General features: G+C 63.6%; 22 protein-coding genes. 15 read left to right on the top strand and 7 right to left on the bottom strand.

Going from position 1 to position 25,635, the window contains the following annotated elements:
- Window positions 1-221: 221 nt before the first annotated feature.
- From hpaR to AC1VON_RS05220, 8 genes are all read left to right on the top strand, one after another.
- Window positions 222-617: a homoprotocatechuate degradation operon regulator HpaR gene (hpaR, locus tag AC1VON_RS05185; protein WP_246740999.1), complete on the top strand. Its 396-nt coding sequence runs from the start codon at window positions 222-224 to the stop codon at window positions 615-617.
- A 183-nt stretch (window positions 618-800) separates the two neighbouring features.
- On the top strand, window positions 801-1,895 hold the full coding sequence (locus AC1VON_RS05190; protein WP_483120779.1) for a transporter substrate-binding protein: 1,095 nt from the start codon (window positions 801-803) through the stop codon (window positions 1,893-1,895).
- Window positions 1,892-2,509, top strand: coding sequence for an ANTAR domain-containing response regulator (locus AC1VON_RS05195; protein ID WP_483120780.1), 618 nt, complete (start codon window positions 1,892-1,894; stop codon window positions 2,507-2,509). The genes AC1VON_RS05190 and AC1VON_RS05195 overlap by 4 nt, the downstream gene beginning before the upstream one ends.
- On the top strand, window positions 2,487-3,395 hold the full coding sequence (locus AC1VON_RS05200) for an ABC transporter permease (RefSeq protein WP_483120782.1): 909 nt from the start codon (window positions 2,487-2,489) through the stop codon (window positions 3,393-3,395). The genes AC1VON_RS05195 and AC1VON_RS05200 overlap by 23 nt, the downstream gene beginning before the upstream one ends.
- Window positions 3,392-4,312 carry an ABC transporter permease gene (locus tag AC1VON_RS05205; RefSeq protein WP_483120784.1) on the top strand — a complete coding sequence of 307 codons (921 nt, stop codon included), beginning with the start codon at window positions 3,392-3,394 and terminating at the stop codon, window positions 4,310-4,312. The genes AC1VON_RS05200 and AC1VON_RS05205 overlap by 4 nt, the downstream gene beginning before the upstream one ends.
- Window positions 4,313-4,363: 51 nt before the next feature.
- The gene (locus tag AC1VON_RS05210; RefSeq protein ID WP_483120786.1) at window positions 4,364-6,007 is read left to right on the top strand and encodes an ABC transporter substrate-binding protein; all 1,644 of its coding nucleotides are present in this window, start codon (window positions 4,364-4,366) and stop codon (window positions 6,005-6,007) included.
- Complete coding sequence (locus AC1VON_RS05215; RefSeq protein WP_172347622.1) at window positions 5,997-6,941, top strand: acetamidase/formamidase family protein; 945 nt, start codon at window positions 5,997-5,999, stop codon at window positions 6,939-6,941. The genes AC1VON_RS05210 and AC1VON_RS05215 overlap by 11 nt, the downstream gene beginning before the upstream one ends.
- Window positions 6,938-8,740, top strand: a complete 1,803-nt coding sequence (locus AC1VON_RS05220; RefSeq protein WP_483120788.1) for an ABC transporter ATP-binding protein — start codon at window positions 6,938-6,940, stop codon at window positions 8,738-8,740. The genes AC1VON_RS05215 and AC1VON_RS05220 overlap by 4 nt, the downstream gene beginning before the upstream one ends.
- Window positions 8,741-8,826: 86 nt before the next feature.
- Here the strand turns inward: AC1VON_RS05220 and AC1VON_RS05225 are convergent, their stop codons facing one another.
- The 3 genes from AC1VON_RS05225 to AC1VON_RS05235 are packed head-to-tail and all read right to left on the bottom strand — an operon-like array spanning window position 8,827 to window position 14,582.
- On the bottom strand, window positions 8,827-12,423 hold the full coding sequence (locus AC1VON_RS05225; protein WP_483120790.1) for a glycoside hydrolase family 99-like domain-containing protein: 3,597 nt from the start codon (window positions 12,421-12,423) through the stop codon (window positions 8,827-8,829).
- Window positions 12,377-13,738 (bottom strand): rhamnan synthesis F family protein, encoded by a 1,362-nt coding sequence (locus AC1VON_RS05230; RefSeq protein WP_483120792.1) that lies wholly within the window; start codon window positions 13,736-13,738, stop codon window positions 12,377-12,379. Before AC1VON_RS05230 ends, AC1VON_RS05225 begins: the two co-directional genes overlap by 47 nt.
- Window positions 13,695-14,582, bottom strand: a complete 888-nt coding sequence (locus tag AC1VON_RS05235; RefSeq protein WP_172347618.1) for a glycosyltransferase family 2 protein — start codon at window positions 14,580-14,582, stop codon at window positions 13,695-13,697. The genes AC1VON_RS05230 and AC1VON_RS05235 overlap by 44 nt, the downstream gene beginning before the upstream one ends.
- Window positions 14,583-14,728: 146 nt before the next feature.
- Here AC1VON_RS05235 and AC1VON_RS05240 point away from each other — a divergent pair, with 146 nt between their 5' ends.
- Genes AC1VON_RS05240 through AC1VON_RS05265 form a run of 6 tightly spaced genes read left to right on the top strand, consistent with a single transcriptional unit; the run spans window position 14,729 to window position 19,557 of the window.
- The gene (locus AC1VON_RS05240) at window positions 14,729-14,968 is read left to right on the top strand and encodes a hypothetical protein (RefSeq protein WP_172347617.1); all 240 of its coding nucleotides are present in this window, start codon (window positions 14,729-14,731) and stop codon (window positions 14,966-14,968) included.
- A complete protein-coding gene (locus AC1VON_RS05245; RefSeq protein WP_172347616.1) occupies window positions 14,965-16,173 on the top strand; it encodes an ABC transporter substrate-binding protein in 1,209 nt (402 codons plus the stop codon). The genes AC1VON_RS05240 and AC1VON_RS05245 overlap by 4 nt, the downstream gene beginning before the upstream one ends.
- A 12-nt stretch (window positions 16,174-16,185) precedes the next feature.
- A complete protein-coding gene (locus AC1VON_RS05250; RefSeq protein ID WP_172347615.1) occupies window positions 16,186-16,965 on the top strand; it encodes an ABC transporter ATP-binding protein in 780 nt (259 codons plus the stop codon).
- Entirely contained in the window at window positions 16,958-17,668 is a 711-nt protein-coding gene (locus tag AC1VON_RS05255) for an ABC transporter ATP-binding protein (RefSeq protein ID WP_172347614.1), read from the top strand. Before AC1VON_RS05250 ends, AC1VON_RS05255 begins: the two co-directional genes overlap by 8 nt.
- Window positions 17,669-17,675: 7 nt before the next feature.
- On the top strand, window positions 17,676-18,563 hold the full coding sequence (locus AC1VON_RS05260; protein ID WP_172347613.1) for a branched-chain amino acid ABC transporter permease: 888 nt from the start codon (window positions 17,676-17,678) through the stop codon (window positions 18,561-18,563).
- 22 nt (window positions 18,564-18,585) lie between these two features.
- On the top strand, window positions 18,586-19,557 hold the full coding sequence (locus tag AC1VON_RS05265; RefSeq protein ID WP_172352799.1) for a branched-chain amino acid ABC transporter permease: 972 nt from the start codon (window positions 18,586-18,588) through the stop codon (window positions 19,555-19,557).
- Between the two features lie 83 nt (window positions 19,558-19,640).
- On the opposite strand, the gene AC1VON_RS05270 is transcribed toward AC1VON_RS05265, so the two are convergent.
- Complete coding sequence (locus AC1VON_RS05270; protein WP_483120797.1) at window positions 19,641-20,573, bottom strand: DMT family transporter; 933 nt, start codon at window positions 20,571-20,573, stop codon at window positions 19,641-19,643.
- Between the two features lie 64 nt (window positions 20,574-20,637).
- Between AC1VON_RS05270 and AC1VON_RS05275 the strand changes: the two genes are divergently transcribed.
- Window positions 20,638-21,219, top strand: coding sequence for a TetR/AcrR family transcriptional regulator (locus AC1VON_RS05275; RefSeq protein WP_172347611.1), 582 nt, complete (start codon window positions 20,638-20,640; stop codon window positions 21,217-21,219).
- 84 nt (window positions 21,220-21,303) lie between these two features.
- Here the strand turns inward: AC1VON_RS05275 and AC1VON_RS05280 are convergent, their stop codons facing one another.
- From AC1VON_RS05280 to ggt, 3 genes are all read right to left on the bottom strand, one after another.
- Entirely contained in the window at window positions 21,304-22,284 is a 981-nt protein-coding gene (locus AC1VON_RS05280; RefSeq protein WP_172347610.1) for a 2-dehydropantoate 2-reductase, read from the bottom strand.
- 2 nt (window positions 22,285-22,286) lie between these two features.
- On the bottom strand, window positions 22,287-23,807 hold the full coding sequence (locus tag AC1VON_RS05285; RefSeq protein WP_172347609.1) for an acyl--CoA ligase: 1,521 nt from the start codon (window positions 23,805-23,807) through the stop codon (window positions 22,287-22,289).
- Between the two features lie 196 nt (window positions 23,808-24,003).
- Window positions 24,004-25,590 (bottom strand): gamma-glutamyltransferase, encoded by a 1,587-nt coding sequence (ggt, locus tag AC1VON_RS05290; RefSeq protein WP_483120799.1) that lies wholly within the window; start codon window positions 25,588-25,590, stop codon window positions 24,004-24,006.
- Window positions 25,591-25,635 lie beyond the last annotated feature (45 nt).

Raw genomic sequence — 25,635 nt, forward strand, 5'->3', positions numbered from 1 at the left:
AACGACGCCGGCGCAAGGAACAGAGCTTCACTTGCTGCAATTAACGCATCAAGTGCGAATGATGTCGCCGAAGTCAGGCCTTGCATCCCGCCAGAGGCGACGATACGGGATGACGGTGACGGGCTTTGAGAACCAGCCTGCTGGCAAAGCCTGCCGCTGGTCGCACTCAGCACTGGAGAAAACGTCGCTTGCTGCCGGAAAACTCCCGTCGTTCCCTGCCTATGGCGCTTCTGCACGCCCGCGAAGCGGTGATGGCGCGGTTTCGTCCAATGCTTACGGCGCATGACGTGACCGAACAGCAGTGGCGCGTGCTGTGCGTGCTGAGCGAGGCCGGCCCGGTGGAGGCGACGGAGCTTGCCGATCGCGCGTCGGTGCTGCCGCCCAGCCTGACCCGCATCATCAAGACGCTCGAAGGCCGAAAATTCATTACCCGCAACAAGGCTGAGGGCGATGGCCGCCGCGTGGTGCTGACCATCGCCCCGGCCGGCTCCGCCCTGATCCGCGCTCTGTCGCCCGAGCGCCGCGTCATCTACGACGACATCGAGCGCCGCTTCGGCCACGAGCGTCTGGAGCAACTGCTTGATCTGCTGGAGAGCCTCATCGAGGGTGAGATCTGACCGCTCCTCCACGCGGGTTGGCGCCGCAAGCGTTGCAGGAGGACAACTTTCCCGCTTGACTGACCAGCCGGACCGAATACCCTAGGCCAAAATACCGGCTCTGATCGCCGGGCGGCAAGAATGCCTCGTATGCCTCGCCCTTGTGGCGCTGGCTGCGGGGCATTGTCATTTCTGGGGTCCTGTTTGAAACGGCGCATCGAGATCGGCATCCTCTATTCCCGCTCGGGGAGCTATCAGCTCGTCTCCGACGCGTGCCGCATCGGCGCCATGCGCGCCATCGCCGACATCAATGCCGACCGCGGCTCAGGCATCGAGCTGGTGCCGGTCGAGCGCGATCCGCAAAGCAATGCCGACCGCTACGCGACGCTTTGCGAGGACATCTTCAAGACCAGCAGCGCACGCCATGTCGTCGGCTGCGTCACATCCTGGAGCCGCAAGGAGACGATCCCGGTGCTGGAGAAGGCCGGCGGCATGCTCTGGTACGCCTGCCCCTATGAAGGCTTCGAGGCCAACGAGCATGTCGTCTACATGCACGCCTGCCCCAACCAGCACCTGGTGCCGCTGATGGCCCATGTCGTGCCGCGCTTCGGCGCTAACGGCTTTCTGCTCGGCTCCAACTATATCTGGGGCTGGGAGATGAACCGTGTCGCGCGCGACCTGATCGCGGACGCCGGCGGCAAGGTGCTTGGCGAACGCTATCTGCGCATCGGCGAGACCGACGTGTCGCGCCTGATCGGGGAAATCCGGGCGACGCGGCCGAACTTCATCCTCAACAACCTGATCGGCACATCGTCCTACGCCTTCCTGGCCGCCTATCGCGATTTGGGCGATGAGGATCCTGCCTTCAGCCCGGAAACCTGCCCGGTCATCTCCTGCAACCTCACCGAGGGCGAGCTGCCGGCGATCGGCGAAACGGGCAAGGGACATCTATCGGTCGGACCTTATTTCGCACCACGGCCTGCGGCTTTCGCCTCGTCCTTCGAGGCCTCCGCCTATGCCTCGGTTCAGGTGATGGCCGACGTGTTGTCGCGCGATCCCGACGCCGGTCCGGCGGAATTCTCGAAAGCCTTCGCCGCAACGCGCTTCTCCACCCGGCTGGGGCCGATCGCCATCGACGCCCACACCCAGCACGCGACGCTGCCGGTCATCATCGGCCGGATCGCCGACGGCCATTTCGAGGTCGTCAGCCGGCAGCACGAGGTCGCGCCGGATCCCTATCTGTCGCGCTACGACCCCGCCAAGACGTTCGGCCGTCCGCGCCTGAGGGTGGTGTCGTGACCCGAACCCCGCGTATCCCCAATCTCGGCGGCGCCAGGGCCTTCATCCTGCATCGCCCGCATCCGACGGTGCACGCCATCACAAGACAATTGTCGGCCATCGGCCTCGTCACGCTCGACTGCTGGCCGGAACTGCAGCCAGAGGCGCTCGCCGCCGATTTCGTCTTCTTCGACACCGATCTCGGTTTCGACGAGCAATTCCCCTGGAAGCCGGGCGAGGCGCCGATGCCGCTGGTGGCGTTGATCGGTTCGGAGGCGCCAGGCCGCATCGAATGGGCATTGTCGCACAAGGCCGACGCCCAGCTTTTGAAGCCGGTCGGCACCGCCGGCGTCTACAGCGCGCTGCTGATCGCACGGCAGAGTTTCGAGGCCCGCAAGAACTTAGCCGGCGAAATTTCGTCGCTGCGCCAGCGCGTCGCCGAGCGCCAGACGATCGTGCGCGCGGTGGCGGCACTGTCGAAAGGCACCGATGACGAGCGCGCCTATGCGCAACTGCGCTCGCTGGCGATGAGCTGGCAGATCAGCGTCGAGGATGCCGCACGCCGAATCGTGGCCATGACGTGCGAGGAAGTAACGAACGAGGAAGGTGGCGATGACCAGTCCCATCGCGCCTGACCTCATCGCGCCGGCGCGCATGCCGGCCAGGCCACGCGCCGGCGTCTGGCGCCGGCTGGTCAAGCGCCGTCTGGCGATGCTCGGCTTGGTCATCGTCGCCATCGTGGTCGCTGGCGCCGTGCTGGCGCCATGGCTGACCGGCTATGATCCCAACGAACAGATGTTCGACGGCCTGACCATCGAGGGCTCGCCCTTGCCGCCGGATGCCAAATTCTGGCTGGGGACCGACCTGCTTGGCCGCGACCTGCTGACCCGCATTCTCTACGGCGCCCGCACCTCGCTGATCATCGGCATCGTTGCCAATGGCGTGGCGCTGTTCATCGGCACGCTGGTCGGCGTCACCGCCGGCTATTTCCGCGGCTGGATCGGCAGCGCGCTGATGCGCTTCACCGATCTGATGATGGCGTTCCCGGCGCTGCTGCTCGCCATTTGCCTGGCGGCGGTGTTCGAGCCCAGCCTGTGGATCGTCGCCATGGTGATCGCACTGGTCAACTGGGTGCAGACCGCCCGTGTCATCTACACTGAAACCTCCTCGCTCGCCGAACGCGAGTTCATCGACGCCGAACGCACCATCGGCGCCGGCGCGCCGCGCATCCTGTTTCGCCACATCCTGCCGCATCTCCTGCCGACCATCATCGTCTGGGGCACGCTCGGCATTTCGACCACGGTGCTGCTGGAGGCGACGCTCTCCTTCCTCGGCATCGGCGTGCAGCCGCCGACCGCATCCTGGGGCAACATCATCTTCGAGAACCAAACCTATTTCCAAGCGGCACCCTGGCTGGTGTTCTTCCCCGGCGCTGCGATCCTGGCGCTGGCGCTGGCCTTCAACCTGATCGGCGACGCGCTGCGCGACATCCTCGATCCGACGCAAAGGGGCCGGGCATGATCGCCTATCTCGGCCGCCGGCTGATCCAGTCACTGCTCATCCTGCTCGGCGTCTCGCTGATCACCTTCGCGCTGCTCTATCTGTTGCCGGCTGATCCGGTACGCCAGATCGCCGGGCGCAGCGCCACGCCACAGACGGTCGAGAACATCCGCCAGCAGCTCGGCCTCGACCAGCCCTTCGTCGTCCAGTACTGGCACTATCTGGCCAGGCTCGTCAGCGGCGATCTCGGCCGCTCCTACATCCAGCGCTCCGAGGTTGCCGAGCTGATCGTCTCGCGGTTGCCGGCGAGCCTGCTATTGATGGTCGGCGCCATCCTGTGCGAGCTGCTGATCGGCCTCTCCATGGGCCTGGTCGCCGCCGTCAAACGCGGCACCGCGACCGACCAGACATTGATGGTCGCGTCCTTCGTCGGCGTCTCGGCGCCGCAATTCGTCGTCGGTCTCTTGCTGCTCTACGTCTTTGCCGTGCGGCTGAGCTGGTTTCCGATCGGCGGCTACGGCACGTGGCGTCATCTGGTGTTGCCGTCGCTCACCATGGGCATCCTCGGCGCCGGCTGGTATGCGCGCATGATGCGCTCGTCGATGATCGACGTGCTGCGCCAGGATTACGTCCGCACCGCGCGTGCGAAAGGCCTGGCGCGCGGTGCCATCCTCTTCCGCCATGCACTGCCCAACGCCATCCTGCCGATCATCGCCATGATCGGCATCGACATCGGCATCTTCATGGGCGGCATCGTCGTCGTCGAAAGCGTGTTCGGCTGGCCCGGCATCGGTCAGCTGGCATGGCAGGCCATTCAGCGCGTCGACATCCCGATCATCATGGGCGTCACGCTGGTCTCGGCCTTCGCCATCGTGCTCGGCAATCTGCTTGCCGACATCATCGCGCCCTTCATCGACCCCCGTATCAAACTCAGATGAGCATCAAACTCAGATGAAACCAAGAAAACAAACAGAGAAAGGGAACACGAAATGAAAAAATTCCTCGCCTCCACAGTCGCGGCATCGGCGCTGGCGCTGATGCTCGGCATGACGAGTGCTCGCGCCGAAGACACAATCGATCCCAACGCCAAGCAGGGCGGAGAAATCATCGCCACCTACAAGGACGACGTCACCACGCTCGACCCTGCCATCGGCTATGACTGGCAGAACTGGTCGATGATCAAGAGCCTGTTCGACGGGTTGATGGATTACGAGCCGGGCACGACCAAGCTGAAGCCCGACCTTGCCGAAAGCTACGAGATTTCGCCCGACGGCAAGACCTTCACCTTCAAGCTGCGCCACGGCGTCAAATTCCACAATGGCCGCGAGATGACCGCGGACGACGTGAAATATTCGCTCGACCGCGTCACCAACCCGAAGACGCAGAGCCCGGGTGCCGGCTTCTTCGGTTCGATCAAGGGCTATGACGATGTCGCGGCCGGCAAGGCGGACAGCCTCGCGGGTGTCACCGTCGTCGACCCCTACACCGTCAAGTTCGAACTAAGCCGGCCCGACGCCACCTTCCTGCATGTCATGGCCATCAATTTCTCGCATGTCGTGCCGAAGGAAGAGGTGGAGAAGTATGGCGCCGATTTCGGCAAGCACCCCGTCGGCACCGGCGCCTTCAAGCTCGCCGAATGGACGCTCGGCCAGCGCATCGTCTTCGTGCGCAATCCGGACTATTGGCACAAGGGCCTGCCGCATCTCGACAAGATCACCTTCGAGGTCGGCCAGGAGCCGATCGTGGCGCTGCTGCGCCTGCAGAAGGGCGAAATCGACCTGCCCCTCGACGGCATTCCGCCGGCAAAATTCCAGGAGGTGATGTCCGATCCCGAACAAAAGGCGCGCGTCGTCGAGGGCGGCCAACTGCACACCGGCTACATCACCATGAACACCACCATGGCGCCTTTCGACAATGTGAAGGTGCGCCAGGCCGTCAACATGGCGATCAACAAGGCGCGCATTATCCAGATCATCAATGGCCGTGCCGTGCCGGCCAACCAGCCGCTGCCGCCGTCGATGCCGGCCTACGACAAGGAATACAAGGGCTATCCCTATGACGTTGCCAAGGCCAAGGCGCTGCTTGCCGAGGCCGGCCATCCCGATGGCTTCGACACGCAATTGTTCGCCATGAACACCGATCCCAACCCGCGCATTGCCCAGGCGATCCAGCAGGACCTGGCGGCGATCGGTATCAAGGCCAGCATTCAGGCGCTCGCACAGGCCAACGTCATCGCCGCCGGCGGCGACAAGGCCGGCGCACCGATGATCTGGTCCGGCGGCATGGGCTGGATCGCGGACTTCCCCGATCCCTCGAACTTCTACGGTCCGATCCTTGGCTGCGCTGGCGCGGTGCCGGGCGGCTGGAACTGGTCGTGGTATTGCAACAAGGATCTCGATGCCAAGGCCGCCGAAGCCGACTCGATCGTTGATCCGGCGAAGTCGGATGAGCGCTACAAAATGTGGAGCAACATCTACGCCAAGATCATGGCGGACGCGCCCTGGGCGCCGGTCTTCAACGAGCAGCGCTTCACCATGAAATCCGCGCGCATGGGCGGCGCCGACAACCTCTATGTCGACCCGGTCCACGTTCCGATCAACTATGACAATGTGTACGTAAAAGATGTGCAATAACTGCGACTACACCATCCATGGCCGCCATCACCATTTCGGCTGGGACAATTCCTTTGCCCCGGCCGAACGTGTGGCGCCCGGCTCGACCATCGAGTTCCAGTGCCTCGATTCCTCCGGCGGTCAGCTGAAACCCGATAGCACGGTCGGCGATATCGCCAAGCTCGACTTTGCTACGATCAACCCGGTGACCGGGCCGATCTTCGTCGAGGGCGCCGAACCGGGTGACGCGCTGAAGGTGACGATCGAGATGTTCAAACCGTCCGGCTTCGGCTGGACGGCGAACATTCCGGGCTTTGGGCTGCTCGCCGACGATTTCATGGAGCCGGCGCTGAACATCTGGAAATATGACGCAGCCTCGCTCGAGCCGGCGCTGTTCGGCAAAAATGCGCGTGTGCCGCTGAAACCTTTCGCCGGCACCATTGGCAACGCCCCGGCTGAGATGGGCCATCACTCGGTGGTTCCGCCCAGGCGCGTCGGCGGCAATCTCGACATCCGCGATCTCGCCGCCGGCACCACGCTCTATCTGCCGGTGGAGGTGGCTGGTGCGTTGTTCTCGGTCGGCGATACCCATGCCGCGCAAGGCGACGGCGAGGTCTGCGGCACGGCGATCGAAAGCCCGATGGACGTCGTGCTCAAGCTCGACCTGGTCAAGGACGCCAGGCTGAAGACGCCGCGCTTCACCACGCCGGGGCCGGTGACGCGCCATCTTGACGCCAAGGGCTATGAGGTGACGACCGGCATCGGGCCGGACCTGATGACGGGCGCGAAGGAGGCCGTTGCGCAGATGGTCGACCTGCTCGCCGGGCGCTACAAGCTCGATCCGGTCGAGGCTTACATGCTGGCCTCGGTGTGCGGCGACCTGCGCATCAGCGAGATCGTCGACATGCCGAACTGGGTGGTCTCGTTCTACTTTCCGCGCTGCGTCTTCGAATGAACGCTGGCGTGGGCAAAAAGCGGACCGGGGTTGCCGCTCCGGTGACGGCGGGGCCGGTGCTCGATATCGCCGGCCTGTCGGTCAGCGTGCGCGGCGAGGATGGCGAGCGCGAGGTTGTTTCCGACCTGTCGCTCACGCTTGCACGCGGCGAAACGCTCTGCATCGCCGGCGAGTCCGGCTCCGGAAAATCGATGACGGCGCTGGCGATCATGCAATTGCTGCCGCAGCCCGCAGCCCGCATATCCTCAGGCACCATCCGTCTCGGTGATTCCGAGCTGACTGATCTCGACGAGCGCCAGATGCGGCGCATTCGCGGCGACCGCATCGCCATGATCTTCCAGGAGCCGATGACCTCGCTGAACCCTGTGCTGTCGATCGGTCGCCAACTCACCGAAGCCATCGAGGCGCATACCAGCCTGTCGCAAGCCGAGGCCCGCCAGCGTGCCATCGAGGCGCTGAAGGCGGTGCGCATTTCGGAAGCCGAAAGCCGGCTAAAGCAGTTTCCGCACGAACTCTCCGGCGGTATGCGCCAGCGGGTGATGATCGCCATGGCGCTGGCGCTCAAGCCCGACGTGCTGATCGCCGACGAGCCGACGACGGCGCTGGACGTCACCGTGCAGGGGGAGGTGCTGGAACTGCTGCGCGACCTGCAGCGCCAGCATGGCACCAGCGTCATCCTCATTACCCACGACATGGGCGTGGTCGCCGAGATGGCCGATCGCGTCATCATCATGCGGCATGGCCGCATGGTCGAGGAGGGCAAGGCATCGGACATTTTTGCCCGGCCGCGGGCCGACTACACCCGCGAACTGCTGGCCGCCGTGCCGCGCATCGGCAGCGGCGTCGGGCGGCAAAAATCCAGGGACGCACAGACGCTAACGCCGGCCAATGTCGCCGAGGTCAAAGAGCTGCATGTCCGCTTCGACCTGCGCGGCGGCGTCTTCGGCAGGGTCAACCGCCGCGTTCACGCCGTCGAAGGTGTCAGCTTCTCGATCGCGCCCAACGAGACGCTGGCGCTGGTCGGCGAGTCCGGCTGCGGCAAGTCGACCACCGCCAAGGCGCTGGCCGGGCTGGTGCCGTACAGCGGCGACATCGTTGTCGGTGGGCGCAATCTGTCGGGCCTGGGCCGCGACGAACGCAAGGCGGTGCGTCGCGACGTGCAGATGATTTTTCAGGATCCCTTCGCCTCGCTCGACCCGCGCATGCGCGTCGGTGACCTCGTTGCCGAGCCGCTGGTGATCCACGGCATTGCCTCGAAGGATGAGCGGCGGGAGCGTGTGGCGGCATTGTTCGACCGTGTCGGTCTGTCGGCCGACCAGATGGAGCTCTATCCGCACGAATTCTCCGGCGGCCAGCGCCAGCGTGTCTGCATTGCGCGCGCGCTGGCGCTGCGGCCAAAACTGATCATCGCGGATGAAAGCGTGTCGGCGCTTGACGTCTCGGTGCAGGCGCGCGTCCTCGACCTGTTGAAGGAACTGCAGCGCGAATTCGGCGTCGCCTACCTCTTCATCTCGCACGACATGGCGGTGGTCGAGAACATTTCCGACCGCGTCGCCGTCATGTATCTCGGCCAGATCGTCGAGATGGGCACGCGCGACCAAGTCTTTTCCAACCCGCGTCATCCCTACACGAAACAGCTGATCGAGGCCGTGCCGGTGCCTGATCCGGCCAGGCGCAGAAGCCGCTTCGCCCGGCTCGATCAGGAGATCCCGAGCGCGACCCGCAAGATCGGCGAGGCGCCGCTAAAGCTGGCCTTGCAAGATGTCGGCAACGGCCATCTCGTCGCTGCCGGTAATTAGAGCAATTCCAGGAAAAGTGTGAAGCGGGTTCCCGTGCGGAATTGCGTCAAAACAGAGTGGAGCAGGTCACCGTTTCCGTGAAACGGCTACTGCTCGAGAGCAATCTCTGGGATCCGCGGGCTTCTCGCAGGGAATTCGCCCAATTTGGTTAGCGAATACAGGCTTTCCATCTCGCCGGCCGGGCGCCCGGGAAAGAGCTGGTTCCAGAGTTGCAGGACATGTTCGGCCATTTTCGGCTTGATGGCCAAATCCGTTTCGTATGTGTGCAAAACATGCTGATGGATCATCTGCCGCGTGCGCAGCAGTGCCTCTGAATGGGAGGCCGTGACGGCGCTGGTAACGCTGTCGTCGTGCCGGCGGTGATGGTTGAGCAATGCAGCCTCATAAGCGACGGAGCCGTTGCGGATTGCCTCGAGGATAAAGTACCAGTCGCCGCCCGCTGGCAGGGACAGGACCTGCGCGACGAAATCCGGCGTGATGTCGAACTTCCGGAAAACCGCCGCGCTGATATTGATGACCGTGTTCTTGACACCCAGCCCTTCGTTGACCTCCTGCGCCGCCGAAACTTGGTAGCTGCGCCTCCATTTGAAATTGGAGAGATCGGTGAGGTACGGGCTGGACAGATAGTCGCCGACGGTCTCGCTTCGATCATTGATGATCTTCGATGCGCAAAAGGCAAACTTCACGCCTGGATCGCGGAACAAGGGCACCAGTGTTTCGAGGAAACTCGGGTCTGATACGTCATCGGCTTCGGCGATCCAGATCAAGTCGGCCCTTGCAAGCGCCATGCCCTTGAACCACTGGGGGTAAGGCGCCCCGGAATTCCTGTCATTGACGATGACACGGGTGCCATGGACACCGGCGTAATAATTCAGGATCGATTGGCTGCCGTCTGTCGAGGCATCGTCCAGGATGATGAGTTCAAAATCCTGAAACGACTGCCCCAGAATACTGTCCATGCGCTCATGCAGATGGCGGGCGTAATTGTAGTTCGGCACGATGACCGAGACCGCCGGCGGCTTGTCGGCGACCTTCCGCATGGCCGACAGAAGGCGCGGAAAGACCCGATCGGTGGAAAAATGTAGCCTTGCCTTGACGCCCGCCTGCTTGCCAAGCTGCATCCGCAGGGACTTGTCCCGGATCAGTCTCAACGCGGCATCGGCCATCGCGGCGGGATCAGCCCGCTCGACTATGATGCCGGCATCCTCCTCGACGAACTCCGGTGCCCCGCCGCTGCCTGCGAAGCAGATCACCGGCAATTCGGCGAAGGCCGCCTCCAGCATGACGCGGCCGAACGGCTCTTCGCGGGACGTCAGAAGAAACAGATCGGCGCGCCGAAGGTAAGCTCCCACATCGTCGACATCACCCAGAAATGTGACTTTTTCGTCCAACCCGTCGGCCCGCAATCTGTCGAGTTGCTGCGACCATGTACCGACAACCTCATCCCGTTCCCGCCCCGGAAACGAGCCGAGCCAGTAGAAATGATAGTCTTCAACCCCGCGTGCCCGAAGGATTCGGGCGACCTCGATGAAGAGGTCGGCACCCTTGCGGAAGGGCATGCCGACGCCGGAACCCAGGACGATGACCTTGTCCGTCGGCCAGCCGGCAAGGCGGCGGCTTTCAAGGCGCCGGATTTCCGTAAGGTTGTGGTCGGCGGTGGGTTGCGGAACCGCACTTGGGATGACGTCGATGGCGTCCGCTGCGACGTTGTGCTCGGATACCAGATAGTCCCGGACACTTCGGGAACACGCTACAAATCTCTGCGTGCGGGAAACGACATCGCCCATATTGTCCTTTGCGTATCGGGCAACGCTCGTTCCCAACTCCCTGGCATGCGTCAGGATCGGACTGCCCAGTCTAGCAAGCAGCGCGTGCACGCGGCCGGTAGCCAGACTGTTGCAATAGATGAGATCCGGCCTGCCGCCGAACCAGGCCGTAATGCAGGCCAGCTTTGTGGCGGTCGTCGCGGTCTTCAAAACCAGATCATCCAGAACGACGGTATCGACGAGACGTCGAAACTCTTCGAGCCGTTGACCACCTGCCAGGCACAGCACCTTGATCTCCAGATTGGTGTGCGATTGCAGCCATTGGATGATGTTCATCAACGATGCCTGCGCTCCACCGAGAGCCGCATCGTGCGACACGAACAAAACGCGCCACGACGGCCCCCCGGGTGATCTGCCGGCCGCCCGCCGTGCCGACAGGACGTCCCTCGTCTCCTGCAGATAGGCGTAGCCATAGCGGGCATCAGGCTCGAGATAGGCTCCCTCCGCCCACTCGTTCCAGGCATTGATGAAGATCAGCCGGCTGTCGAAATCGGCAAAACGGTCGCATGTATCGACGACCGCGTTGGCGAGCCATTCTCCGTAGCGGGACGGCGATGCGTTCACCAGAATGTAGGCGGCCTCCATCCTCCGCGCCGTGTTGTCCCAGGAAGGGCAAAGTCCGCGAAACAGCGTGTAGGGAACCTGCGGGTAGGCGCGGCTGCGATTGAGGAGCTCTGTCCAGTCGTAGATCTTCCCCCTGAAGCCGCTCTTGAGCGTTGGGATGCTGGCGCTGATATCGGGAAATCGTCCAAGATTCGGTGGAAACTCGACGGCGGCGTCGAATCCGAATTCGGCGGGATCGCCCGAGGCGAACGATTGCGGATAGGCAAGAAAAATCTCGCCGATGCCGGCCTCCCGGCAATAGGCTCTCCAGCGCCGTGCCGTTTCAGCTGCAGACTGAAACAATCCGGGCCGATAAACCATAAGCAGTGGCTTGCCGGCGATACGGATGTACCTTCTGTCGCGGAAATAGCCGGATACGTATTGGATGAAGGCCAGGTCGTCCTCGGGCGAGTGCGATTGCGGGATCAAGACTTCCTGTTCGCGCCCATCCCAACGGCGGCTCCACGGCTCGTTTGCCCAATTGATGCAGAAGCCCATCTCGTGTGCATCGTTCTCGACGAATTGGGCGATCGGCATCTCAAGAACGCGCTTGCCGTTGAACCAGTAGAAGTGGAAACAGAACCCCGAGAGGCCATACTGAAGGGCAATCTCGATCTGCTCCTTCTGGATGTCCTTCACGCGCAGGTCGTAGAAGCCAAGATCCGCCGGCAGCCTGGGCTGGTAATGACCGTCGAACTGCGGCGTCGCCCGCGTCACATTCGTCCATTCCGTGAAGCCCTTTCCCCAGAAGGCATCATTTTCAGGAATCGGATGAAACTGCGGCAGATAAAATGCAATGAGGCGCGCCCTCAAAGCGGCTGGTCGCCCCTCGCCGGATCGCGGCACATAGCTAGCGGGTCTCTGGAGGGCGCCGGCATTTGTGCCCGGAGCACGCCGGATGCTGCGCCCCTCAATCTTGCCGAAACGAATGTAGTGATCCAACGGATTCATCGACGCGGCAGTCACGTCGGGATACTTCGCCAGGTAGTATTCGTTGTCGAAGTCCGGACTCGGGTTTCGTGACTCGGCGGCACCGTGCCTGATGTAATGCAGGATCGGGTCCTTTCCGCTCCTGGCTACATCCGGATTCTGGACCAGATACCACGACAAATCGAACAACCCGCTGGCGCGAATTCGTTGCCAGGTTTGGAAGATCTTCCAGCGCCTTCTGCTGGTGAGCGATCCTATGAAGATCAGGAATTCGGATCTATCCAATCGGGTCTGCCTCGCGGGAATCCGGCGCCATGTCGTCATCCCAGGCAACGCCGGAGATCTTTGTGCAGATCATTCCAAGCACACGCTCTAGGGCATGCTGCAACGTGCCGTCTTGTTGGCTTGCCTCTTCGGGGAAGACCGCCAAAGGCAGATCAAGCCGCATGAGAGGTTCCAGCGCGCCGCGGCGGACCCAGAACATCGTTCCGGCAAAGAAGTCGAGACGAGAGCTGGAGGGCATCCCCATCGTCTCCAGCAAATTGAGGACCATCGCCTTGTTCTCGCCCCACGCAGCCTTCTCCCCCTTCCATTCATTGGGCAACCGAAAGCGTCTGGATCCAATCATCTGGGTATCGGGCGAACGCTCGAACTCGGCGATGATGCGGTCAACCATGTCGCGGGATCCGATCAGGTCGAACGCACTCGCCTGGCGCCAGATATCACCGAGGACCATGCGCGGTCCGCGCGGCCCGGACTTCTTGCCATGCAGCTTGCAGATCAGGTCGAAGGGATCGAGCCTTCCTTCGCGAAGCAATTGGATGAAAGGACCGACGTCGCGACCGCGATTGTCATAAACGACCACCTCGGCATCCGGAAATCTCGCCTGGACGCGTTGCGCGAGTGCCACGTCGGACTGGGTCAGTGTAAGGATGAGATGGAACGGTCGATCGATCGTCGCCAGCAGCGCCTCGAATTCGGGCCAGAGATCGGGGTAATGCAGGTGAAGCGCTACGGCGATCCTGGGTTTGACGGTGGGCCGGCGCTCGGGGGCCTCGGCTGGCGGACCATCAAAGTGCCGCGACAGGGTTTTCTGCAGATTGTCGCTCGCCGTGCCAAAACCCCAACCGGCAAGGCTGCCGAGGGCACGAGCCAACTCGCGCCCTTCCGCCCCTGAAATGTGCAAAAGAGGCTGCAATACAAGGCCTTGGCCAAGCGGCAGTTGAAATCGCTTGTGGCGGCGGCGCCGTCTCAACAGCGCGCCAATATCCCTGATGCTTAGGAGGCGGGCACTCGCTGCAACGACGTCGCCTCTATCAAACCGCAGCACCAGCCCGCCTTCACGGCTTCTAAGCAGATAGGACGTCCGCCTGGTGACAGGCACATAGACGATCTTGTCGGCCTGTCCCGGGCGGCGAACATTGAGCCGGAGAAACGGCATCCGCCTCTCTGTTGGCGAAAGCTCGACGATGTAGCGTCCCGGCGTGTGAATGTGGATTTCGCTCAGCGCACCGCTTCGGCCGACGCCATATGCGTCGCCTTTTCGCGGTTCGCAGGGCAGGACATCAGGCGGAACAAGTCTCGTGTCGATAGCGTCAGGCGACATAGCCGCTGTTCCGATTCGCGTGCGATCGGTCAAGGATGCTGTCAAATATGCCGATCAGCCGGCCCAGGGAATTGATCAGTCTATTTCGATTAAGCGTAAGACAGTAGAAGCCTATCTTCGTCAGATAGCGGAGTATGTCCACAAATGGGCTATAGGCTATGCCGTATTTTCTGCGCAAATGGATCTCCGATCGCATCTTGGACCGATACCGGAAGATCCGTGACCGGGTTGATTGTGCAACCGAAGTGCCAACGTCGTGGACAGCATGCGCGCTACTGACAAGGATCATGGGTTCGTCACGCTGCAGCAGTCGATAAGAGAGATCGTCATCCTCGAAATACAGGAAGATATCCTCGTCGAAGCCTCCTGTATCGAGGAACAGTGTTCTTCTGATCATGAACACGCCGCCATTGACGAAGCGCACGCAACAGTCCCCCCAGACCTGCCGGATACGTGTGGGCAGCGACACGCCGGAAAGGCGATCGATTTCGCTCTGCTCGCGAAACCACAGGCGCCCATCCACCGTGTTTGTGCGCGGCACGAAGACGCCGCAATTCGGGTAGCGTTCAGCCGCCTGCATGAGCGCGTCGACGGCGTCCGCGCCAAGGCGCACATCGGGGTTGACGAACAGCAAATACTCTCCCGATGCCGCCGCCGCCCCGATGTTGCAGGCACGCCCAAAGCCGAGGTTTTCAGGATTATCGATGCGATGAACGGCAAAACCGGATAGCGCGGCGGAAAGATCGTCGGTGCTTGCATTGTCGACGCACACGATCTCGATGCCCGGGGGCAGGCAAGCGAGCGCGCCGCGCACGGTATGCGCGCTGTTGTGCGTCACGGTAACGGCGGTTATCGATCTATTCATTACCAAAGCCATCCTGATATCTCAGTTGGCTTCCCCCTGGAGCCTAGCGATCCATACCGCAATCTAAGCGTTACGGCTCTGGCGGTCGAGTCCATTCCCCTGACTAAGAATGGGATGATGTGTGCGCTGATTCCGCCATGCCGCCGGTCACGCCTCACATGGCCGTGCCGCTTCCCGAGCTTCCGGCTGACATGATCTGGCCGATCGGCCTTGCTGCCACCCCGGCGGCGGCGGCAGGCTCGGAAAGCCGTCCGGCGAGCAAGAGCCTGCCAGGCTTCGAACGTGAAATCCGCAAGCCGCCCCTTGCCGTTCCTCCTCATCTTGCACATGTTCAATACCGCTTGCTGGTGATCGTTTGGGGGGACGGTCGGATTCATGATGGGAGGAAGTACATATGAAGGCATGCTGTTTCGTTTCGGCCGCGCTCCTCGCCGCGACCGCGATCCCCGCCTCGGCCGCCGAAATTTCCGATGGGAAAGTCAAGATCGGCATCCTCAATGACCAATCCGGCGTCTATGCCGATTTCGGCGGCAAATGGTCGGTCGAGGCGGCCAAGATGGCGGTCGAGGATTTCGGCGGCAAGGTGCAGGGCGCGCCGATCGAGATCATCAGCGCTGACCACCAGAACAAGCCCGACATCGCCTCCAACATCGCACGGCAGTGGTACGACACCGAACAGGTCGACGCCATCATGGAACTGACGACCTCATCGGTCGCGCTCGCCGTCCAGGGGATTTCCAAGGAAAAGAAGAAGATAGACATCGTTACGGGTGCCGCGACCACCGACCTTACCGGCAAGCAGTGCTCGCCCTACGGCTTCCACTGGGCCTATGACACCCATTCGCAGGCGGTGGGAACCGGCGGCTCCCTCGTGCAGCAGGGCGGCGACAGCTGGTTCTTCGTCACCGTCGACTATGCGTTCGGCTATTCGCTCAAGGAGCAGACCGCCAAATTCGTCGAGAGCCATGGCGGCAAGGTGCTGGGCGAGGTGCGTTATCCCCTCGGGTCGACCGATTACTCATCCTTCCTGCTGCAGGCGCAGTCTTCGGGCGCCAAGGTCATCGGGCTGGCGAATGCCGGCCTCGACACGTCCAATTCCATCAAGCAGGCGGCCGAATTCGGCATCGTCCAGGGCGGCCAGCGTCTCGCGGCGCTTCTGTTCACACTGGCCGAGGTGCATGGGCTCGGTCTCCAGGCGGCGCAAGGCGTCGTGCTGACCGAGGGCTATTACTGGGATCGCGACGACAAGAGCCGCGAATTCGGACAGCGCTTTTTCAAGCGCACCAACCGCATGCCGAACATGATCCAGGCCGCGACCTATTCGGCGGTGACGCAGTATCTGAAAGCGATCGACAAGGCCGGCACCGACGAGACTGAGGCCGTCGCCAAGCAATTGCATTCGCTGCCGGTGGACGACGCCGTGATTACCAACGGCAAGGTGCAGGCGGACGGCAACATGGTCCACGACATGTATCTCTACCAGGTCAAGGCGCCCAGCGAGAGCACCAAGGATTGGGACTACTACAAATATCTCGCCACCATCCCCGGCAAGGAGGCTTTCCTGAGCGAGAAGGAGAGCGGCTGCCCAACGGCGGCCCAGTGATCGGCGCGGCCGATGGCGCCGCCTGACCTCGACGGGAGCGAACCGCTTGTGGTGCTGTCCGCCCGCGGGCTGCGGCGCGACTTCGCCGGCTTCGTCGCCGTCAGGAATGTCGACCTCGATGTCCGCCATCGCAACATCCATGCCCTGATCGGGCCCAACGGCGCCGGCAAGACGACCGTTTTCAACCTGCTCACCAAGTTCCTGGCGCCGACCAGCGGCAGGATCGAACTGCTCGGCCACGACATCACCCGCACCTCGCCGGCGAAGGTGGCGCGGATGGGGCTGGTGCGCTCGTTCCAGATATCGGCGATCTTTCCGCACCTCAGCGTGCTCGACAATGTGCGCGTCGCGCTGCAGCGGCCGGCTGGCCTCGGCGTCCAGTTCTGGCGTTCGCTCACGGCACTCGATCGGTTGACGCCGCGCGCCGTGGAGTTGCTGCGCTCCGTCGGCCTCGACGATGCCAGGAACAGGCTGGCCGGCGATCTTTCCTATGGCAGGAAACGCGTGCTCGAGATCGCCACCACATTGGCGCTCGATCCGAAAGTGCTGCTGCTGGACGAGCCGATGGCCGGCATGGGGCATGAGGACGTGGCCACGGTTTCGGCCATCATTCGCTCGGTGGCCAGCGACCGCGCAGTTTTGATGGTCGAGCACAATCTGACGGTTGTCGCAGATCTCTGCGACTGGATCACGGTCATGCAGCGCGGCGAGGTGCTTGCGGCCGGCGACTACGCCACAGTCAGCCGCGACGAACGCGTCAAGGTCGCCTATATGGGCACCGCCGATGACTGATGCCGCGCCCCTGCTGGTGGTCCGCGGTCTCAACGCCTGGTATGGCGAGGGCCATGCGCTGCACGGCGTCGACCTGGAAGTACTTCGCGGCGAAACGGTCACGCTGCTCGGCCGCAACGGCGTCGGCAAGACGACGACGCTGCGGGCCATCATGGGGCTGATCCGCAAGCGAACGGGCGAGGTCGTTTTCGACGGCACGGACCTGATGCGTCTGCCGCTGCACCGCACCGCGCACCAAGGCATCGGCTTCGTGCCTGAGGAGCGCGGCATCTTCGCGACGCTGACCGTCGAAGAGAACCTGGTCCTGCCGCCGGTCGTCGCCGAAGGCGGCATGAGCGTCGCGGAAATATTCGATCTCTTCCCCAATCTGAAGGAGCGGCGCAACAGCCCTGGCACAAGGCTGTCGGGCGGCGAACAGCAGATGCTGGCGATCGCGCGCATGCTCAGGACCGGTGTGAAGATGCTGCTTCTCGACGAGCCGACCGAGGGCCTCGCTCCCGTCATCGTGCAACGCATCGGCGAGTTGCTGGTGACGTTGAAGAAGCGCGGTATGACGATCCTGCTGGTCGAGCAGAATTTCCGCTTCGCCAGCCGTGTCGCCGACCGTTTCTATCTGATGGAGCACGGCAAGGTCGTCGCCGGATTTCCGACCGGCGAACTGGCGGACCGCATGACGCAGCTCCACGAAATTCTGGGTGTATGATGACGCCATGACGATGATCTTCGGCATCCCCGTCCAGGCCTTCCTCGGCCAGTTGCTGGTCGGCCTGATCAACGGCTCTTTCTACGCCATGCTGAGCCTGGGCCTGGCCGTCATCTTCGGCCTGCTGCGTGTCATCAATTTCGCCCATGGCGCCCAGTATATGCTCGGCGCCTTCACAGGTTATCTCCTGCTCACCTATCTCGGCATCGGCTATTGGCCGGCTCTGATCCTTGCGCCGCTGATCGTCGGCCTCTTCGGCATCGTGGTCGAGCGCCTGGCGCTGTCACGGCTTTACGACACCGATCCACTCTACGGCCTGCTCTTCACCTTCGGCCTCGCGCTCGTGCTCGAAGGCATATTCCGCTACTCTTACGGTGTGTCGGGAAATCCCTACGCCGTGCCGCCGCTGCTTTCGGGCGGCACCAATCTCGGCTTCATGTTCCTGCCCAATTATCGCGGCTGGGTCGTGGTCGCCTCGCTGATCGTCTGTTTCGGAACCTGGGCATTGATCGAGAAGACCAGGCTCGGTTCCTATCTGCGCGCGGCAACCGAGAATCCCCGTCTCGTCCAGGCCTTCGGCGTCAATGTGCCGTTGCTGCTGACGCTGACCTACGGCCTCGGCTCCGCCCTTGCCGGGCTGGCCGGAATTCTGGCGGCACCCGTCTATCAGGTGAGCCCGCTGATGGGATCGGATCTCATCATCGTCGTCTTCGCGGTCGTCGTGGTCGGCGGCATGGGATCGATCCTCGGCGCGATCGTCACTGGCTACATGCTTGGCCTCGCCGAGGGCCTGACCAAGGTCTTCTACCCCGAGGCCTCCAACCTCGTGGTCTTCGTCATCATGGCGATCGTGCTTCTGGTCCGGCCGGCCGGCCTGTTCGGAAGGGACGCCTGACATGGCGCAAGGGACACCCGACATGGCCGAGCTGACGCTTCGCGAGACATCAGCCAGAACCCCGGCATGGCTCGAATGGACGCTGGTCGGGCTCGGCATATTGGCGCTGCTGGTGGCGCCCTTCCTGGTCTATCCGATCTTCCTGATGAAGATGTTGTGTTTCGCGCTGTTCGCCTGCGCGTTCAATCTCCTGCTCGGCTATACCGGCCTGCTGTCGTTCGGCCACGCCACCTTCTTTGGCGGCGCCGCCTACTTCACCGCGCACGCCGTCAAGGTCTGGGGCTGGCCGCCGGAAGCCGGCATCCTGCTCGGCATGGCGGGGGCCGCCCTGCTCGGCCTTGTCATGGGCTTCTTCGCCATTCGCCGGCAGGGCATCTATTTCGCCATGATCACGCTGGCGCTGTCGCAAATGTTTTTCTTCTTCTGCGTCCAGGCGCCCTTCACCGAGGGCGAGGACGGCATTCAGGGCGTGCCGCGCGGCATGCTGCTTGGCGTCCTCGACCTGAACGTCTCGCTGAACATGTATTATTTCGTGCTTGGCGTGTTCCTGGTCGGCGTCTTCGCCATCTGGCGCATCGTCAATTCGCCCTTCGGCATGATCCTGCGCTCGATCCGCGAAAACGAGAACCGCGCCATTTCGCTGGGCTATTCCGTCGCCAACTACAAGCTCGGCGCCTTCGTCATGTCGGCGGCGCTGGCCGGGCTGGCAGGCTCCCTCAAGGCGATCGTCTTCCAGTTCGCCACGCTCACCGACGTCACCTGGCAGATGTCGGGGGAGGTGATCCTGATGACGCTGCTCGGCGGCATCGGCACGATGGTCGGGCCGATCGTCGGCGCCAGCCTCGTCGTCGGGCTGGAAAACACGCTCGCCACCTCCGGTTTCCCGGTGACCATCGCCACCGGGCTCATCTTCATGGTGTGCGTGCTGGTCTTCCGCCGCGGCATCGTCGGCGAGCTTTACGCGCGGGTGCTCGGGCGGGTGGGCGGAGGCTGATCCGCTCCGGATTGATTCGACGCGATGAGCGGATCCGCCTGTCGGGTAATCCCCGTCACCAGATTCTTATGATCTTTGGAATTTCAGGATGAAGCGGTCCCAAAGCGCGGCAGTGTGAGGTAGCCCACCACGGCCAGCAGCACTAGCGCACCGCCGATCAGGGCTGGAATCCCTGGCGTCTCTGCAAAGACAAGCCACACCCAAAGAGGGCCCAGCACCACGTCGAGCAAGGCAATCAGTCCCGCCTCCGATGAGGGCACATGGCGGCTACCCAGTAGGAAGAAGAGGTAGCTGAGGCTCTGCGTGGCTAGGCTAAAGAGGAAGAGGATGCCGAATTGCCGCACGGTCGGCACCGGCAGGGCTGGCAGCGTGGCAAGGACTACGGCGAAGCAGGCCAGCGCACACAGGCCACTCGCTAGCCCCGTCACCAGCACTGCGTCGTAGCTGGTCCAGCGTCGGGCGACGACGACGGAGGCGGCGAAGCCTATTGTCATCAACAGCGCGAAGCCGTTGCCCGCAAGGTCCGCCGTTGCGGTGACCGAGCCGGCCATGATCATCACCCCGATAAAGGCCACACTGGCGGCGCAGAGCGCGCGCAGGCCGGGCCGTTCACGTAGCAGTAGGAAGGCCAGGGCGGCGGCCAGGAAGGGCACAGTTGCATAGACGACCATGACATTGGCCACGCTGGTCAACTTCAACGCCGCGACGTAGCTGAACATGGCTATCGCCATTATGGGTATCGCTACCAGTCCGCCCAGCCCGACACTCTGCCACAGCCGGAAGAGCGCCCGCCCGCGCAGCATGAAAGCCAGTGGCAGCAGTAAGAGGCAGGCGAAAAGCGAGCGCCAGGCCGTCATGGTCCAGAGATCCAGGTCAAGCGTGCGGACGAAAAAGCCGGCGCTGCTCCACATCAGGGTCGACGCCATGACCAGCAGCACCCCGTACAGCCGTTGCTCCTTGTGCCTTTTAGAAACCACGCCTGTGTCGATCAGGCCTTCTTGCACGCTGCTGACCATGCCGCTCTCCAGCCGGTCGCGCTGGGTCTTGACTGTACTAGACGACCGGTCTACTTGTAGCTCTATGGCAGAAAGTGCGACACGTAAAGAGCTGATCAGGGTGGGGTTGAAGGCCTTGCTGACGAATGGCTACGACGGTGTCGGAGTCGGCCCGATTCTGGCCGAGGCCGGCGTGCCCAAGGGTTCCTTCTATCACTTCTTTCCCAGCAAAGAGGTCTTCGCCTGCGCCGTACTGGAAGCCTATGGTGAGCACTACCGTCAGAATCTGGCCGTGCTGCTGACCGATCCGACGCAGAGCCCGCAGCAGCGCTTGGAGACCTACTTCGCCGCGCTGGAGCAAGAATTGCGCGGCGAGCAGCCGCTCGGTGGCTGCCTCTACGGCGTCGTGGCACAGACCCTGGCCACCCGCAGCCCGGCGCTCCGCAAAACACTGCAGCAGTGCTTCGCCCTCTGGGAGTTCAACCTGCGCGATGCCCTGCGGGAGGCGGATGCCGCTGGTGCCCTAGCCCCCGGCGTCGCCGCCGACGCGGCCGCCGCTTTTCTGATCGAAGCCTACGAAGGCGCCCTGGTCCGTATGAAGGCAGAGGACAGCTTTGCGCCATATGAGAGGTTCAAAGAGTATGGTCTGCGGCGACTGTTCCGGTAAGTAGTGGTGCTCGGCGATGCCGTGGAGGCCGGGCCGACGATATGTTGGGCAGGGTACGAGCAGGTCAAGGCTCAGCCTTCCCCCTCACCCGTAACACCCGCGCTCCACCGCCAGCCGCCGCACCAGCGCCGACACCGCGTCAATTGCCGGCGTCGGCTTGTCCGTTAGCCGGCCAAGTTCCTGTACCGCTGTTACCAGCGCGTCGATCTCCATCGGGCGACCGCGCTCCAAATCCTGCAGCATCGAGGTCTTGTGCTCGCCGACATCGCCGGCGCCCTTGATGCGGCGGTCGACCCCGATCGGAAAACGCACGCCCAGGCTTTCGCCGATCGCTTGCGCCTCCAGCATCATGGTGCGGGCCAGCGTGCGGGTGCCTTCGTCGGCGACGATTCCCGCCAGCGTGGAGCCGGTCAGAGCCGAGATCGGGTTGAAGGACAGGTTGCCCCACAGCTTCACCCAGATTTCGCTGCGGATATCCTCACGCACCGGCGCCTGCAGGCCGGCCTTGACCATTTCCTCGGCCAGACGCGTGACCCGTTCGCTGCGCTCGCCCGAGGGTTCCCCGAGCGAGAAGCGCTTGCCCTCGACATGGCGGATAAGGCCGGGTGCGCCGACCTCGACGGCGGGATAGACGACCGAGCCGATGACGCGCTCCGGCCCTATCCGCTGCCAGATCGCGCCGCCGGGATCGACCGCGTTCAGCCTGGTGCCTTCGAGCGGCCCGCCCACGCCATGGAAATACCACCACGGCACGCCGTTCTGCATGGTGACGACCGATGTGTGGTCTCCAAACAGCGGCGCGATCTGGTCCAGCGCGGGGTTGAGCGAATGGGCCTTTAGCGCCAGCACGACAGTGTCCTGCACGCCGAGGTCCTCGGCGCTGGCGGCGGCCCGGACGGGAGCGACCGATTCCTGGCCGTCCTCGATCAGGCGCAGTCCATTTGCCCTGATCGCTTCGAGGTGGGCGCCGCGCGCGACGATCGACAGATCCGTGCGGCCGGCGATCGCCAGCTTGGCGGCGAGATAGCCGCCGATCGCGCCGGCGCCGAAAATGGTGATCTTCATCGTCAAAGTCCGAGTTTGGCGGCAAGCCCGATGCGCTGCAGCTTGCCCGTCGCGCCCTTGGGGATTTCGTCCAGGATCAGCACCTTGCGCGGCACCTTGAAGTCGGCGAGCCGCGTCGCGGCGTGAGCGCGTATATCGCTTTCGGTGGCGCTCATGCCTTCGCGCAGCACCACGGCCGCCGCCACCTCTTCGCCGAGCTTGTCATGCGGCATGGCGAAGGTGACCACCTGCGCCACCGCCGGATGGTCCATCAGCACGTCGTCGACCTCGAGCGGCGAGATCTTTTCGCCGCCGCGGTTGATGATCTCCTTGAGCCGGCCGGTGACCCTGAGATAACCGTCCTCGTCGAGCACGCCCTGGTCGCCGGTGTGGAACCAGCCATGCGCGAAGGCCGCGGCGTTGGCGTCCGGGTTCTTCTCATAGCCCGCCGTGACATTGGGGCCGCGAATGACGATCTCGCCGGTCTCGCCGGCTGTCAGCAGCCGCCCGTCGGGCGCCATCACCGACACCTCGGGGCCGGCGGAAGCCCCTACGCTGCCCGGCTTGCGCAGGCCCGGCGGCAGCCGGTTCGAAGCCATCTGGTGCGCCGCCTCGGTCATCCCGTAGGATTCGATCACCGGACAGCCGAAGGTCGCCTCGAGCTCGGCCATCACTTGCGCCGGCAGCGACGCCGAGGACGAGCGGATGAAGCGCAGACGCGCTGCCGCCAGCACCTCTGGATTGCGGGCTGCCCGGGACAGGATGGCTTGATGCATGGTCGGTACCGCCGTGTACCAGCTCGGTTGTGCCTCGCTCAGCCATTGGAAGAAGCGCAAGGCGTTGAAGCCCGGCGTACAGTAGATGCTGCCGCCGGCTGCCAGCGACGACAGCACCGCCGCGATCAGGCCATGGATGTGGAACAGCGGCATGATGTTGAGGCAGCGGTCGTCGGCGGTCAGGCCGAGCGTCGCGCCGATATGGCGAGCGGAGGCGGCGATGTTGGCATGGCTGAGCGGCACCAGTTTTGGACGCGATGTCGTACCCGACGTGTGCAGCAAAAGCGCGATGTCGCCATCCCCTGCCATGTCGGGCGCTGCTCGCGGACCGACCGCCGCGCCCTCGATGGTGAAGCTGCCGGCAGGTGCATCGGGCTGCACGATGAGCCTCAACACGCCGATGCCGAGGCGTTCGGCCACCGTCACCGCCGGCCCGGTCTCGTTCTCCGCGACAAGGATCGCCTTGGCGCCGATGTCGGTGAGGTAGAAATCGAGCTCGTCGGCCCGGTAGGCCGGATTGAGCGGCGCCGTCGACGCGGCCGCCGCTACCGTCACGAAGGCGGTGGCCATCTCGGGCCCGTTCGGCAGCACGATCGCCACCCGGTCGCCGCGACCGATGCCGAGCTTGTGCAGCTGCTCGGCCGTGGCCTGGATCAGGCTCCGCAGCCCGCCATGGGTGAGTGTGGCTCTCTCGGGTGCCAGGATTGCCGGAGCGTCGTCGGCGCCGGCGGCGAGACGATGGGAAAGGTTTTCTGAATTCGTGCTCATGGTCACCGACTATGTTTCAAACGACTGCTTCTAGAAAGCCCTGGGGATAAGCACCGCCTCCTTCTCTCCGTTTGTGGGGAGTTGAGGAGTGGACCGCGCAGCAGATGAAAAGCCAATTGCTTGGCTTTTCGAACGACGAACGCCCGAAGGGCGGATGAAGGGGCGATGCCACCGTCCGGAAATTCCTCCAACCGCCTCAATACCCCAGCGCCATCCCGTCCTTGCGCGGATCGGAGGCACCGGTGAGCGTGCCTTTCTCCCAGTCGATCAGCACCGCCTGCCCGCCGCCGAGCGGATGCTGCGGTTCGGCGACGCGATGGGCGCGCTTGCGCAGGCCTTCGAGCGCCTCGGCGGGAACGCTGCGCTCGGCCTCCACAACGCCGTCATTGTAGAACACGCGCGGCGCGTCCAGCGCCTGCTGCGGGTCCATGCCGAAGTCGATCATGTTGGTCAAAAGGTGGACATGGCCGAAAGGCTGGTAGCCGCCGCCCATGACGCCGAACGGCATCACCGCGCGGCCGTTCTTCGTCGCCATGCCGGGCATGATGGTGTGCATAGGCCGCTTGCCGGGCGCGATCGCGTTCGGGTGCGCCGGGTCGAGGCGGAAGCTCAAGCCGCGGTTCTGCAGCACGACGCCGGTCTTCGGACCGACGACACCGCTGCCGAACGAATAATAGGTCGAGTTGATGAAAGAGACCGCGTTGCGGTCGCGGTCGACGATCGAGATGTAGACCGTGTCGCTGCCGGGCAGGTCCAGGCGCGGCAGATGCGTCATGGCGCGGTCGCGATGAATCTCGGCGCGCAGCCGGTCGGCATAGGCGCTGGACAGAAGCTCTCTCACCGGCACCGAGACATGGTCCTGGTCGCCGAGGTATCGGTCGCGGTCCTGGTAGGCGAGGCGTCCGGCCTCGATTTCGAGATGCAGGCGCTCGGCGCCGTTGGGGTCGAGCCCGCCGAGTTTGATGCCCGACAGCACGTTCAGCATCAACAGCGCCGTCAGCCCCTGGTTGTTCGGCGGCATCTGGTGGATGTCATGGCCGCCATAAGAGGTGCTGACCGGCGCCACATAGTCGCCCTTGGTCGCTGCGAAATCATCGTGCGAATGCAGCCCGCCGAGTTCATTGAGCCGGCGCACCATGTCGTCGGCGACAGCACCTTCGTAAAACCCTGCGCGGCCCTGCTTTGCGACTATCCGCAAGGTGGCGGCGAGTTCCGGCTGGCGGTGGATGTCGCCGGCCTTCGGCGCCTGGCCGCCCGGCAGGAAGATGCGCGCGGCATGCTCGTCGGCCGACAGGTCGGTCTCCGGCTCGGCCCAGTCGAAGGCGACGCGGTCATGCACGACATAGCCGTTCTCGGCGTAGTGGATGGCCGGAACCAGCACCTCGGCCAGGCTCTTGCGGCCATGATCTTCCAGCAGCCGGCACCAGGCATCGATGGCGCCTGGCACGGTCACCGCGTGCGGCCCCTGTTTGGGAAGCTCGCTGAAACCCTTGTCGAGGTACCAGTCGACGGTGGCGCCCGCGGGCGCTCGGCCAGAACCGTTGAAGGCCAGCACGTCGCCTTGTCCCTTCGGACAGTAAAGGACAAAGCAATCGCCACCAATGCCGGTCGATTGCGGCTCGACGACGCCTTGCACGGCGGCGGCGCAGACTGCGGCGTCCATCGCGTTGCCGCCGGCGCGCAGCATGTCGATCGCGGCAAGGGTGGCGAGCGGATGCGATGTCGCGGCAACCGCTTCCGTGGCACGAACCGGCGAGCGGCCGGGAAACTGGAAATCACGCATTCTGTCTGGATATCCCATGGTCACTTCAGCGAATTGGTCTGGTGG

This window comes from Mesorhizobium sp. HAY1-8B, assembly GCF_056868045.1.

What these genes read in the sequence shown, in the direction of transcription:
- hpaR (WP_246740999.1), top strand. Translation starts at nt 222, where the DNA reads ATGGCGCTTCTGCACGCCCGCGAAGCGGTGATGGCGCGGTTTCGTCCA.
- AC1VON_RS05200 (WP_483120782.1), top strand. Translation starts at nt 2,487, where the DNA reads ATGACCAGTCCCATCGCGCCTGACCTCATCGCGCCGGCGCGCATGCCG.
- AC1VON_RS05205 (WP_483120784.1), top strand. Translation starts at nt 3,392, where the DNA reads ATGATCGCCTATCTCGGCCGCCGGCTGATCCAGTCACTGCTCATCCTG.
- AC1VON_RS05210 (WP_483120786.1), top strand. Translation starts at nt 4,364, where the DNA reads ATGAAAAAATTCCTCGCCTCCACAGTCGCGGCATCGGCGCTGGCGCTG.
- AC1VON_RS05215 (WP_172347622.1), top strand. Translation starts at nt 5,997, where the DNA reads ATGTGCAATAACTGCGACTACACCATCCATGGCCGCCATCACCATTTC.
- AC1VON_RS05220 (WP_483120788.1), top strand. Translation starts at nt 6,938, where the DNA reads ATGAACGCTGGCGTGGGCAAAAAGCGGACCGGGGTTGCCGCTCCGGTG.
- AC1VON_RS05225 (WP_483120790.1), bottom strand. Translation starts at nt 12,423, where the DNA reads ATGACGACATGGCGCCGGATTCCCGCGAGGCAGACCCGATTGGATAGA.
- AC1VON_RS05235 (WP_172347618.1), bottom strand. Translation starts at nt 14,582, where the DNA reads ATGGCTTTGGTAATGAATAGATCGATAACCGCCGTTACCGTGACGCAC.
- AC1VON_RS05240 (WP_172347617.1), top strand. Translation starts at nt 14,729, where the DNA reads ATGGCCGTGCCGCTTCCCGAGCTTCCGGCTGACATGATCTGGCCGATC.
- AC1VON_RS05245 (WP_172347616.1), top strand. Translation starts at nt 14,965, where the DNA reads ATGAAGGCATGCTGTTTCGTTTCGGCCGCGCTCCTCGCCGCGACCGCG.
- AC1VON_RS05250 (WP_172347615.1), top strand. Translation starts at nt 16,186, where the DNA reads ATGGCGCCGCCTGACCTCGACGGGAGCGAACCGCTTGTGGTGCTGTCC.
- AC1VON_RS05255 (WP_172347614.1), top strand. Translation starts at nt 16,958, where the DNA reads ATGACTGATGCCGCGCCCCTGCTGGTGGTCCGCGGTCTCAACGCCTGG.
- AC1VON_RS05260 (WP_172347613.1), top strand. Translation starts at nt 17,676, where the DNA reads ATGACGATGATCTTCGGCATCCCCGTCCAGGCCTTCCTCGGCCAGTTG.
- AC1VON_RS05265 (WP_172352799.1), top strand. Translation starts at nt 18,586, where the DNA reads ATGGCCGAGCTGACGCTTCGCGAGACATCAGCCAGAACCCCGGCATGG.
- AC1VON_RS05270 (WP_483120797.1), bottom strand. Translation starts at nt 20,573, where the DNA reads ATGGTCAGCAGCGTGCAAGAAGGCCTGATCGACACAGGCGTGGTTTCT.
- AC1VON_RS05275 (WP_172347611.1), top strand. Translation starts at nt 20,638, where the DNA reads ATGGCAGAAAGTGCGACACGTAAAGAGCTGATCAGGGTGGGGTTGAAG.
- AC1VON_RS05280 (WP_172347610.1), bottom strand. Translation starts at nt 22,284, where the DNA reads ATGAAGATCACCATTTTCGGCGCCGGCGCGATCGGCGGCTATCTCGCC.
- AC1VON_RS05285 (WP_172347609.1), bottom strand. Translation starts at nt 23,807, where the DNA reads ATGAGCACGAATTCAGAAAACCTTTCCCATCGTCTCGCCGCCGGCGCC.
- ggt (WP_483120799.1), bottom strand. Translation starts at nt 25,590, where the DNA reads ATGCGTGATTTCCAGTTTCCCGGCCGCTCGCCGGTTCGTGCCACGGAA.